Below are 12,103 nucleotides of genomic sequence, written 5' to 3'. Positions count from 1 at the left end.
AGGAATTACACGATGTCCCTCTCCAAATTAGCAATTGCCTGCAGCGTCGCGCTGGGCGCCATGACCCTCACGCTGGCGCCAGCCAGCTTCGCCGCCACGGCAGAGGCAAATCCCAAGGCCGTCAAGGCCAAGCCAAAGGCCAAGGCTGCCAAGGCAAAAGCTGCCGCCAAGGAAGCCCATCCGCTGGCCATGTCGGTCGCCGACAAGGAAGAAGCCGATGAACCGAACACGGCAGGCTCGGCCTCCACCGATTTCAATTGTGAACTTGGTAATAAAATTACCATCTACACCAATGCTACTGACGACAAACACATCGCCCTGCGCTGGAAGAAGCGCCTGCACCGCCTGAGCCGCGTTGGCACCACCACCGGCGCCAACCGCTTCGAGAACCGTCTGTATGGTCTCGTGTGGATCGGCATCCCGGCCAAAGGCATGCTGCTCGACTCCAAGCAGGGCCGCCAGCTGGCCAATGAATGCAAGGATGCGGAGCAAGCCAAACCAGCGGCAGTGGTGGAAGCCGCGCCATCGCTGGGCGTGCTGCCGGCGACCGGCGGCTGATGTGCGTAGCAAGGGCCTCTTCGGGGGCTCAGTCATGTTTTGTAATTTGAATAATCAATAATAGACGATACCCAACAAGGAGAGGTCATGTCCCGCAACACTCTGAACACGCTCAAGGACTTTAATATTTCGGACAGCAAGAAGGGCAAGCTGTATTCCCTGCCTGCGCTGGAAAAAAGCCTGGGCATCAATGTCTCCCGCCTGCCAGTGTCGATTCGCATCGTGCTCGAATCGGTATTGCGCAACTGCGACGGCAAAAAAGTCACCGAAGAACACGTCAAGCAATTGGCGAGCTGGGGCCCGACCGCCGAGCGCACCGACGAGATCCCGTTCGTAGTGGCGCGCGTCGTGCTGCAAGACTTCACCGGCGTACCGCTGCTGGCCGACCTGGCAGCGATGCGCAACGTGGCCGCCAAGATGGGCATCAACGCCAAGAAGATCGAACCTTTGGTGCCGGTCGATCTGGTGGTCGACCACTCGGTGACCATCGATCACTACCGCGAAAAGAAAGCGCTGGACCTGAACATGAAACTGGAATTCTCGCGTAACAACGAGCGTTACCAGTTCATGAAATGGGGCATGCAGGCATTCGACACCTTCGGCGTCGTGCCGCCGGGCTTCGGCATCGTCCACCAGGTCAACCTGGAATACCTGGCGCGCGGCGTGCACCACGCAGGCAAGAAAGCCGGCGACGTGTACTACCCCGACACCCTGGTCGGCACCGACTCGCACACCACCATGATCAACGGCATCGGCGTAGTCGGCTGGGGCGTGGGCGGCATCGAGGCGGAAGCCGGCATGCTGGGCCAGCCGGTCTACTTCCTGACGCCGGACGTCATCGGCGTCAACCTGTCGGGCGCATTGCGCGAAGGCTGCACCGCCACCGACCTGGTACTGACGATTACCGAACTGCTGCGCAAAGAGAAAGTCGTCGGCAAGTTCGTCGAATTCTTCGGCGAAGGCACTGAGTCCTTGACCCTGACGGACCGCGCGACGATCGCCAACATGGCACCGGAATACGGCGCGACCATGGGCTTCTTCCCCGTCGACGAAGCGACCATCGACTACTTCAAGGGCACCGGCCGCAGCAAGGCTGAAATCGCCGCGTTCGAAGGCTACTTCAAGGCGCAGAACCTGTTCGGCGTGCCAAAAGCCGGCGACATCGACTACACCCGCGTGGTGGAACTGAACCTGGCGTCGGTCGCTCCGTCGCTGGCCGGCCCGAAACGCCCGCAAGACCGTATCGAAATCGGCAACGTCAAGGCCAACTTCGCCGAGCTGTTCGCCAAGCCGACGACCGAAAACGGCTTCAACAAGAACCCGGCCGACCTGGCTGCCGTGTACGAAACGACAAACGGCGTGAAAGTGTCGAACGGCGACGTGCTGATCGCCGCGATCACCTCGTGCACCAACACCTCGAACCCGAGCGTGATGCTGGCTGCCGGCCTGCTGGCCAAGAAAGCCGTGGAAGCCGGCCTGAAGGTCGCTCCGCACATCAAGACCTCGCTGGCTCCTGGCTCGCGCGTCGTGACCGAATACCTGACGGCCGCCGGCCTGCTGCCCTACCTGGAAAAACTGGGCTTCGGCGTGACCGCCTACGGCTGCACCACCTGTATCGGCAATGCGGGCGACCTGACGCCCGAGCTGAACGCAGCGATTGCCACGCATGACATCGTCGCCTCGGCCGTGCTGTCGGGCAACCGCAACTTCGAAGCGCGTATCCACCCGAACATCCGCTCGAACTTCCTCGCTTCGCCTCCGCTGGTCGTCGCTTACGCCATCGCCGGCAACATGACGCGCGACCTGATGACGGAACCTGTCGGCAAGGGCAAGGGCGGCAAGGACGTCTACCTGGGCGACATCTGGCCGACCTCGGCTGAAGTGTCGGCCATGATGAAGTTCGCCATGAACGCCAAGGTATTCAAGGACAACTACGCCGACGTCAAGGGCGCGCCAGGCAAGCTGTGGGAGAAAGTCACCACCGTCTCCGGCCAAGTCTACAACTGGCCGAAATCGACCTACATCGCGGAACCGCCGTTCTTCGACAACTTCTCGATGACACCAGCGGCTGTGGCCACCGGCATCGAAGGCGCGCGCGCACTGGGCGTGTTCGGCGATTCCATCACCACCGACCACATCTCGCCAGCCGGCTCGATCCAGGAAAACGGTCCTGCAGGCAAATGGCTGAAGGAAAACGGCGTCCTGAAAGCGGACTTCAACTCCTACGGCTCGCGTCGCGGCAACCATGAAATCATGATGCGCGGCACGTTTGCCAACGTGCGTATCAAAAACCGCATGATCCCTGCCAAGGCGGACGGTTCGGCGGTCGAAGGCGGCATCACGATCCACCAGCCTTCCGGCGAACAGATGTCGATCTACGACGCAGCGATGAAATATGTTGCTGAAGGTACGCCAACCATGGTCTTCGGCGGCGAAGAGTACGGTACGGGCTCGTCGCGCGACTGGGCAGCCAAGGGCACCCAGCTGCTGGGCGTGAAAGCCGTGATCACCCGTTCGTTCGAGCGCATCCACCGCTCGAACCTGGTGGGCATGGGCGTGCTGCCGCTGCAATTCATCGGCGACGACAGCGTGCAGACGCTGGGCATCACCGGCAATGAAACCTTCGACCTGAAAGGCCTCGAAGGCGAAATCAAGCCACAGCAACTGGCCACCTTGGTGATCCACCGCGCCGACGGCAGCAGCCAGGAAGTCAAAGTCCTGCTGCGCATCGATACGCCGATCGAAGTCGATTACTACAAGCATGGCGGTATCCTGCCATTCGTGTTGCGTCAACTACTGGCCGAGTAATCAGCCCAGCTGTGATGCAAGATCAAAGCGCCGGTTCCGACCGGCGCTTTTTTTCGTCCCTGCGCCCCGTTCCGACTTGAAATTTCGACTATTGGCATGATCTAAGGACAGCTTACGTATTGCGTGCGGCTGAATCCTCTACAATACGGTTATAAGGGTTTATCATTGTTTGACTGATCCATTTTTTTCACTTTCCGAGACTCTTATCCCGCTATGCGTCGTCCTTCCAAAGATTCATCCCATAAACTGACTGCCGACAGCCAGCGCCTGGTCACCTTTGCCCAGGCGATCGTACAGGCAGCCAGCCGTCTCGAAGAGCGGTCCTGGGAACACAGCCTGGATACGCAGCTCCAGAAATTACTCAAAACCGGCCACCAGGACACCATCGACAACACCCTGGGCAGCCTGTTCAAGGAAGACTTGAACGCCTACGACGTGCTGATGGACTGCGTTGAAGCCATCAGCGAATCGACCGTCGTCACGCATGAAGACGTGCGCTACGACGCCCTGCTCGTCGCCGTGCCCATCCTCGCGTGGACGCGCTTTTCCATCGCTTCCGGCCCCATGGCCGGCGACGCGCACGGCGTGCTGTCCGCGCATTTCGCCGCCCACCTGCTGGCCGACGGCACGAAGATGGCCATGGCGCCCACCCTGTATTCGATCGACCAGTTGCCGCGCAGCCACGTCGAGACCTATGCCAAGACGCAAAAGCTGGCCCTGGCCGCCCTGAAGGGCACGGCCGTCAAGCCCTCCAGCAAAGAAGCGGAAACGGCGCCCTTCCTGGCCGATACGCGCTACCTGCTGGTGGCCGTGGTGGCCCCTGCCGGCGCACCGCTGTTCCGCTGGCAGACGCCTTCGAGCCAGCTCGACTTCATCGCCGAGCGCAGCGCCGCCCTGGAACAATGGCGCACGCAGGCGACGCCGACCATCGCCCGCCTGCTGCCCGGCTGCGGCCTGGAATTGCTGCTGCCGGAAGCGTACTACGTGGCTTGCCGCGAAGCGGACAAGCTGATACGCCCCGTCTCCGTGCGCGCCGCCGTGCACTACCTGACGCACACACTGGCCATCGAGCCGTCGGAACTGCGCGCCGTGATCGCCGGCTTCGGCGAAGAGGCGGCCGACGGTCAGGTCGACGAGTACCGCATCGCCTTCACCCTGCGCCAGGCGCCGGACGTCATCTACGGCATCGTCTGGCCCCTGTACGGCCAGGAAGACGAGGATGGCACGCCGATCGAAGGCCTGATCCAGGTCGGCATCGCCGCGCTGGACAAGCAAAAGACGCCCGTCGATGAAATCATCGAACACCTGAACGCCGCCGGCGTGACGCAGATCAAGCGCCACGCGGAACGTTTTGTCGGAGAGTATTGCGACGACTGCGGCGCCCCCCTGTTTGCCGACCCGGTCGGCGAGCTGGCGCATGCGGAAATGCCGGAAGATACGCCGCAGGGCACCGAGCATTTCCATTGATGCGGGCTTGTCGGATTACGCGCGCAGCGCTAATCCGACCTACGATGCCGGCATAGGCCGTAGGTCAGATTAGCCGGAACGGCGTAATCCGACTACGGTTTGAAGAGGTGTCGATGCAATAGGTGTCGATACAATGGTTGAAAGGCAGGCCGTAGGTCGGATTAGCCGGAACGGCGTAATCCGACAACAGCGTTGGCGCATAAAAAAGGCGGAACCCCGGTTCCGCCTTTTTCATTTCAACGTCATTTAAAACACTATCACCACTGCGAGAACGGGTGGCGGATCAGGTTGGCATTGTAGTAGCGCGCATCGCCCGACACTTCCGCGCCTATCCATTCCGGCTTCTCGAAGGGCTGGTCTTCCGAGGCCAGTTCGATCTCGGCCACGAGCAAGCCCGCATTGACGCCCAGGAACTCGTCGACTTCCCACACCATGCCCGCGTGTTCGATGCGGTGGCGGTACTTTTCGATCAGCGGCTGTTCGCACAGGCCGTCGAGCAGTTCGACGGCGTCGGCCAGCGGGATCGGATACTCCCACTCGCCGCGCGTCGCCCCCACATTGGCGCCCTTGATGGTCAGCATCGCCTGTTCGCCCTCGATGCGCACCCGCACCACGCGCTCGCGCGCGGACGACAGGTAGCCCTGGCGCAGCAGTACTGTCTGCCCCAGGCCGCGCCAGGCGTCGCCGGCCAGCAGGAATTTACGCTCGATCTCGACGCCCATGATCAACGCCGCTCAATCCAGCGACAGCAGGATAGGCTGCAGCATGGCCGCACCCAGGGCCGCGCTGCGCGCGCCGTTCCAGCCCACGCTTGGGTCCGGCAAGTCGGCATTTTCCTTGAACGGCATTTCCAGCGTCAGCGCCAGGCAGCCGAAGTGGTGGCCGATGTATTTCGACGCAAGGGTCAGCATGTCCGACTTGTACTTGCTGGCCGCATAGCCGAACTTGTCCTGGAAATCGGGGCTGGCCTGCTTGTAGCGCTCGATAAAGGCTTTCTGGTGCGCCGCTTGCGCCGACGTGAAGTTTTCCAGCATTTCGTTGCCGGCCACAAAGTTGTACGGCAGCGCTTCATCGCCGTGGATGTCGAAGAACATGTCGACGCCCGTTTCGTGGATCTTGTTTTTCACGCACAGCACTTCCGGGCTCGATTCCAGCGATGGCGTCATCCATTCGCGGTTCAGGTTGGCGCCAGCCGCATTCGTGCGCAGGTTGCCGCGAATCGAGCCGTCCGGGTTCATGTTCGGCACGATGTGGAACACGGCGCGCTGCAAGAGTTTGCGTGCGATCGGGTTGGCGTCGTCGAGCAGCGAGTCGATCAAGCCTTCGACGAACCATTCGGCCATCGATTCGCCCGGATGCTGGCGCGCGATGACCCAGATTTTCTTTTCCGCCTGCGGATTGCCGATGGTAACCATGTTCATGTCGCGGCCATCGACCGTGCTGCCCAGGTCCGATACGCGCGCCAGCGGATGCTCGGCCACTTCGCCCAGCAGGCGCAAATGGCGTTCCCACGAGTACGGTTCGAAGTAGGCGTAGTACACGCTGTCAAGTTCCGGCGTGTGCGAGATCGTCATGACCTGGCCGTCGAACGTCGTCGGCACGCGGAACCAGTTTTCGCTGTCGTAGCTGGCCACGGCCTGGTAGTCTTCATAGCCGGCCGGATAGGTGGCCTGGCCCGCGTTCAGGAAGCGCATCGTGCATGCCTGGCCGCGCGCGCCCTGCAGGCGGAAGTGGAACCACTGGTGGATGTCGGCGTGGCTATCCTTGCGCAAGTTCAGGTCGATGGCGCCGGCGCTGGTGGCGCTCACCACGTCGATGGCGCCCGAGTCGAAGTTCTGGCTGATTTTAATGGTCATGTAATGATCCCGTCCGAATGTAAGTGTGCCGGCGTCGCCTCGCGGGCGGCCGCCGTTGCGCTAAACGCAGTGTAAGCTATCCCTCTATTTTCCGCCCTTTGTCCCCGTTCGCAAAGCCTGGCCAGCCGATTCGTGCACCATTCCGGGGCATCGATGGAAAAGCGGGGGTCAAAAGCGCGAAAAATCGGTCTACTGTCGCATCCACCGGACAAAAAACTGAATTGTAACAATGCCAGACACATTAGCGGGCCATCGCGCCCCTATAATTCCTGCTTTCATAGAGTCGCCAGGAAAGAGTCGTGGACAAGAAGTTGACCAATATTCAGGAAAGAAAGTTGCGCGAGGCGCAGGCGCGGCGCGAACACATCATCGACGTCGTCAAAGACCTCATCAAAAAGGGTGGCGCGCGCGCCGTCTCCATCCGCAAGGTGGCCGAGGCGGCAGGATTTTCCACCACCGTCGTGTACGCCCTGTTCCGCGACAAGGCCACCCTGATCGCCCAGGCCATGGACAAGGATTTGCTGGAACTGGTACGCGCCATTCGCACCGCCTGCGCCAACAGCATGGACCCATGGGAACGCATCAGCCTGGTCGGCCGCGCCTACATCGAGTACGGCTTCCAGCATCCGGACGAGTATTCGCTGATCTTCATGGAGCTGCGTCCGCACGCGGAGGTCGACGCCGTCGAAGTGGAACACGGCAATATCGAGCAAGACCCATATGCCTACGCGCTGCACCTGTTCGGCGAACTGGCGCAGGCGGGTCAGGTACGCCAGGACGAGCCGGCGCTGCACACGATGACGCAAATCTTTTGGCAGTCTCTGCACGGCCTCGTTTCCCTGCGCATCGTCATGGATGCGGGCGACCCATGGACGCCGCACCTGGAAATGAACGCACATATCGACGACCTGCTCGCTGTCGTCACGGCAGGCATCCGCCTGCGCTTTGCACCGTCCTCGTGACGTTTGACCCAGCGCAAACCGCCCGGACGGAAAAGGCGGACAGTGGGGTGACGCCGCCTGCGCTGGTGCAGCGCGGCTCGCGCGAAGGAGTGCGAGATGAACGAAGCCTATGCCACGGACCGGCTTGACAAACAGCAAAGCGCGAACAATGCTGTACGCATGGAAGCGCGCCTGACAAAACTGGAAACGGACCGGGAACATGACCGGCTATGGTTCAAGACCCTGGAACAGCGTCTTGGCGAAGGCCTGGACAACGTGCGTGTGGAATTGCGCGACGAGTCGCAGCTGCTGCGGGCCGACCTGACGCAATTTCGCGGCGACCTGCGCGGCGACTGCCACGCCTTGCGCACGGAACTGGGCGACATCCGCAAACACATGCACACTCACTTCCTGTGGTTCATGGGCATCCAGGCCACCACCACGTTTGCCCTGCTGGGCCTGGGCGCCAAGGCGCTGCATATGTATTGAATTGTGAAAAAGGCAGGCGCGGTGCCGCACCGCCCTGCCCTGTGTTTACGCTGACGCAAACTACTGCGCTGCCAGCATGCTCTGCGTTTCCTGATAGCGCGTATGCCACGACAGCGCCTGTTCCAGGATGTGCGGCGTATGGCCACCGCGCTGGCATGCCGCGTCGTAATACGCGCGCAATTGATCGCGGTAAGCGGGATGCGTGCAGCGCTCGATGATCAGCGGCGCCCGTTCGCGCGGCGCCAGGCCACGCAAATCCGCATAGCCCCACTCCGTCACCAGCACGTCGACGTCATGCTCCGTATGGTCGACATGCGAGACCATCGGCACGACGCTGGAAATGCGCCCGCCCTTGGCCGCCGATTTCGACACAAACATCGACACTTGCCCGTTGCGCGCGAAGTCGCCCGAGCCGCCGATGCCGTTCATCATGTGCGTGCCGCACACGTGCGTGGAATTGACGTTGCCATAGATATCGAACTCCAGCGCCGTATTCAGGGCGATGATGCCCAGGCGGCGCACGATTTCCGGATGGTTGCTGATCTCTTGCGGGCGCAGCACGATTTTCGAGCGGTAATGGTCGATATTGTCCATCAACTTCTGGTGCACGGCGGCCGACAGGGTGATCGACGAAGCCGAGGCGAACGCCAGCTGGCCCGAATCGAGCAGTTCGATGGCGCTGTCCTGCAGCACTTCCGAATACATCGTCATGTTCTGGAAGGGCGAACCGATCAGGCCATGCAGCACGGCATTGGCGATGGTGCCGATACCCGCCTGCAGCGGCAGCAATTCCGGCCCCATGCGCCCGGCCGCCACTTCGCCTTCGAGGAAGGCAATTACATGGCCGGCGATCGCCTGCGTTTCCGCGTCGGGCGGCAAGGCGTTCGACGGGCTGTCGGGGCTGTCCGTGATGACGATGGCGGCGATGCGGGCCGGGTCGATGGCGATGGCTGTGCTGCCCAGGCGCTGGTCGACACGCGTGAGGGGTATCGGTTCCCGGCCCGGCAAGGTATGCGGAATATAGATGTCGTGCAAGCCTTCCAGCGCCAGCGGCGTGGACAGGTTGATTTCGATGATGACTTGCTTCGCCTGCTGGGCGAAGGCGGCGGAGTTGCCCACCGACATGGTCGGGATGATGGCGCCGGCCGCCGTGATGGCCGTCGCTTCGATGACGGCGATGTCGACGGCAGCCAGGTTGCCCGAGCGCAGCTGCTCAGCCGTTTCCGACAGATGCTGGTCGATGAACATGACTTCGCCCTTGTTGATCTTGCCGCGCAAGACCGGGTCGACCTGGAACGGCATGCGGCGCGCCAGCACGCCCGCTTCGGCCATCAGGCCGTCGCTGCCATTGCCCAGCGAAGCGCCCGTGATCAGGGTCAGGCTCAAGGGGCCTTGCAGGGCACGCTCGGCCAGGGCGCGCGGCAAGGCCTTGGCGTCGCCGGCACGGGTAAAGCCGCTCATGCCGACACGCATGCCGCTGTGGAACAATTTGGCTGCCTCGTCGGCGCTCATGATTTTGCTGAGCAAGCCTGGGTGGCGGATACGGTCCTCGTACATCGTGATGCTCCTGATATTCTTAATATTCTCAAACTGGATGGCTGTCATACACCAACCCCATAAGTGGTTTCAGTATAAAATCCCGCTTACATGCATGGCATGAATTAATTTCGCCACATCCAGTCGATATTTTCATGTCGCGCCACTGCCGAGCACCCTCTTGGATATCCGTTCCCTGCGCTATTTCGTCGAAACCGTGCGCCTGTCGAGCTTTACGCAGGCGGCCGAATCGCTGCACCTGACCCAGTCGACCATCAGCAAGATGGTGCGCCAGCTGGAAGATGAAGTGGGCGCGCAGCTGCTGGTGCGCGACGGGCGCAAGCTGACCCTGACGGACACGGGCCGCATCGTCTACCAGCACGGCCAGGAAATGCTGGCAAACATGCGCCAGCTGACCCTGGAAGTGCGCGACACGCAGGCCTTGCAGCGCGGCAGCCTGACGGTGGGCATCCCGCCCATGATCAATGTGCTGTTTACCCCTGTATTAAAAGCCTTCCGCGCGCGCCATCCGCACATCAGCCTGACCCTGCAGGAAGACACGGGCCAGCAGATCGAACGCAAGGTGGCGGCCGGCGAACTGGAAATCGGCATGACGGTGCTGCCGGCAGACCCGGAACTCGACCTCGTGGCCGTGGAAGTGGCCAGCTACCCGATCTGGGCCCTGGCCGAGCCGGGCACGTTCCAGAAAAACCGCACGACGCTGCCCTTCAAGGCGCTGGCCGAGCTGCCGCTGGTCTTACTCAAGGATGATTTCGCGCTCACGCGCAGCCTGCGCCAGCATTTCGCGCAGGCGGGCTTCGCGCCAACCATCGCCGCGCAGAGCGGCCAGTGGGACTGGCTGGTGGCGATGGCCTCGGCGGGACTGGGCGTGGCCCTGCTGCCCGAGCCGTTCATCCACCGCCTGGCCGGCGAACCGTTGGAGACGGTGCGCCTCGTCGAGCCGGAGGTGGCGTGGCAGGTGGCGCACGTCTGGAGCGGGCGCTATCTGTCGCACGCGGCGCGCGCCTGGCTCGAGGTGTGCCAGGACGTGCTGGGCACGCAGTTCGCGCACTGACGTAAAAAAGGGTGGCCGAGGCCACCCTTTATGTTGATAACGCTACCTTGTTTACTTGGCGTCGTCGCTGTACATGCTGGCGTACTTCCAGCCGAAGTACAAAATAAACGTGTAGCACAGGGCCGGCACGAGGAACGACAGTTGCAGGTTGATGTGGTCGGCCAGGAAGCCCTGGATGAACGGCACGATGGCGCCGCCGACGATGGCCATGCACAGGATGCCCGAACCTTGCCCCGTTTGCGCGCCCAGCTTGTTCAAGGCCATGCTGAAGATGGTCGGGAACATGATGGAGTTGAACAGGCCGACGGCGATCAATGCCCACATGGCCGTGTGACCGCTGGAGAACACGGCGACGAGGATCAGCGCGATGACGACGGCGGCGTTGAAGGCCAGGGTCTTGCCCGGGCTGACATAGCGCATCACGGCAAAGCCGACGAAGCGGCCCAGCATGGCGCCGCCCCAGTAATAGCTGACGAAATAGGCGGCGTCGGCGTGGCTGAGGCCCGCGATGTGGCTCTCGCCCAGGAAGTTGATCAGGAAGCTGCCGATGCTCACTTCACCGCCCACGTACAGGAAGATGGCCAGCGCGCCCAGCACCAGGTGGCGGTGCGACCAGATCGAGACCTTGTTGCCGTCCTGCGCCAGGGCGGCCGCATCGTCGGCATGCGAAATCTTCGGCAGTTTGGCCAGCGCGAACAGCACGGCCAGGATCACCAGGGTGGCAGCCAGTACCAGGTACGGGCCTTGCACGGAAGCGGCTTCCTTGGCGCGGTAGGCCAGTTGCTCGGCCGCCGGCAGCAGGTCGAACTGCTGCACCGTCAGCACGGTGCCGGACAAAATCAGCATGCCGCCCAGCGCAGGCGCCACGGTGGTGCCCAGCGCATTGAACGCCTGCGTCAGGGTCAATCGGCTCGACGCCGTCTGCGGGTCGCCCAGTTCCGTCACGTACGGGTTGGCGGCCACCTGCAGCACGGTGATGCCGGCCGCCAGGATGAAGAAGGACAACAGGAACAGCGCATAGCTGCCGGTCGAGGCCGGGTAGAACATGGCGCAGCCGGCGGCGGCGATCAGCAGGCCGGCGACGACGCCGCGCTGGTAGCCGATTTTCTTGATCAGCATGCCGGCGGGCAGCGAAACGATGGCGTAGGCGCCAAAGAAGCAGAACTGCACCAGCATCGCCTGGACATAGGTCAAGGTGTAGATCGAGCGCAGATGGGGAATCAGCACATCATTAAGCGAGGTCAGCAGTCCCCACATGAAAAACAGGACCGTGACAATGATCAGGGCGCCTGTATTGTTTTGCGTGCCGGCCTGCGCGGACTGGACGCCCTGGCCTTGCTTTACGTATTCCATACCTTCTCCATTTTTCAATT

The 12,103-nt window shown here is 62.1% G+C and carries 10 protein-coding genes; 6 read left to right on the top strand and 4 right to left on the bottom strand.

From position 1 onward, the window contains the following. Positions 1–12: 12 nt before the first annotated feature. The 3 genes from JAB8_RS16135 to JAB8_RS16125 all read left to right on the top strand — a co-directional run bounded on the left by JAB8_RS16135 (position 13) and on the right by JAB8_RS16125 (position 4,833). A complete protein-coding gene (locus JAB8_RS16135) occupies positions 13–558 on the top strand; it encodes a hypothetical protein (RefSeq protein ID WP_070219188.1) in 546 nt (181 codons plus the stop codon). Between the two features lie 87 nt (positions 559–645). Further along, positions 646–3,366 carry an aconitate hydratase AcnA gene (gene acnA / locus JAB8_RS16130; protein ID WP_070219187.1) on the top strand — a complete coding sequence of 907 codons (2,721 nt, stop codon included), beginning with the start codon at positions 646–648 and terminating at the stop codon, positions 3,364–3,366. Positions 3,367–3,579: 213 nt separating this feature from the next. Next, positions 3,580–4,833, top strand: a complete 1,254-nt coding sequence (locus tag JAB8_RS16125; RefSeq protein WP_070219186.1) for a DUF2863 family protein — start codon at positions 3,580–3,582, stop codon at positions 4,831–4,833. A gap of 257 nt (positions 4,834–5,090) precedes the next feature. On the opposite strand, the gene JAB8_RS16120 is transcribed toward JAB8_RS16125, so the two are convergent. Further along, entirely contained in the window at positions 5,091–5,555 is a 465-nt protein-coding gene (locus JAB8_RS16120) for a CYTH domain-containing protein (protein WP_070290607.1), read from the bottom strand. 12 nt (positions 5,556–5,567) lie between these two features. After that, positions 5,568–6,689 carry a M14-type cytosolic carboxypeptidase gene (locus JAB8_RS16115; RefSeq protein WP_070290585.1) on the bottom strand — a complete coding sequence of 374 codons (1,122 nt, stop codon included), beginning with the start codon at positions 6,687–6,689 and terminating at the stop codon, positions 5,568–5,570. A gap of 299 nt (positions 6,690–6,988) precedes the next feature. On the opposite strand from JAB8_RS16115, the gene JAB8_RS16110 reads away from it, so the two are divergent. Both JAB8_RS16110 and JAB8_RS16105 read left to right on the top strand, forming a co-directional pair. Further along, entirely contained in the window at positions 6,989–7,651 is a 663-nt protein-coding gene (locus JAB8_RS16110) for a TetR/AcrR family transcriptional regulator (protein WP_070290584.1), read from the top strand. A gap of 96 nt (positions 7,652–7,747) precedes the next feature. Beyond that, positions 7,748–8,119, top strand: coding sequence for a hypothetical protein (locus JAB8_RS16105; protein ID WP_070290583.1), 372 nt, complete (start codon positions 7,748–7,750; stop codon positions 8,117–8,119). 60 nt (positions 8,120–8,179) lie between these two features. Here the strand turns inward: JAB8_RS16105 and JAB8_RS16100 are convergent, their stop codons facing one another. Beyond that, complete coding sequence (locus JAB8_RS16100; protein WP_070290606.1) at positions 8,180–9,676, bottom strand: succinate CoA transferase; 1,497 nt, start codon at positions 9,674–9,676, stop codon at positions 8,180–8,182. 160 nt (positions 9,677–9,836) lie between these two features. Here JAB8_RS16100 and JAB8_RS16095 point away from each other — a divergent pair, with 160 nt between their 5' ends. After that, entirely contained in the window at positions 9,837–10,730 is an 894-nt protein-coding gene (locus JAB8_RS16095; protein WP_070290582.1) for a LysR substrate-binding domain-containing protein, read from the top strand. A 51-nt stretch (positions 10,731–10,781) separates the two neighbouring features. Here the strand turns inward: JAB8_RS16095 and fucP are convergent, their stop codons facing one another. Further along, positions 10,782–12,083 (bottom strand): L-fucose:H+ symporter permease, encoded by a 1,302-nt coding sequence (gene fucP, locus JAB8_RS16090; RefSeq protein WP_070290605.1) that lies wholly within the window; start codon positions 12,081–12,083, stop codon positions 10,782–10,784. Between the last annotated feature and the right edge of the window lie 20 nt (positions 12,084–12,103).

Source organism: Janthinobacterium sp. HH106 (genome assembly GCF_001758725.1).
Classification (GTDB): domain Bacteria; phylum Pseudomonadota; class Gammaproteobacteria; order Burkholderiales; family Burkholderiaceae_D; genus Janthinobacterium.
The sequence above is the reverse complement of the archived record's forward strand: the minus strand, read 5'-3'. Positions and strand labels throughout refer to the sequence as shown.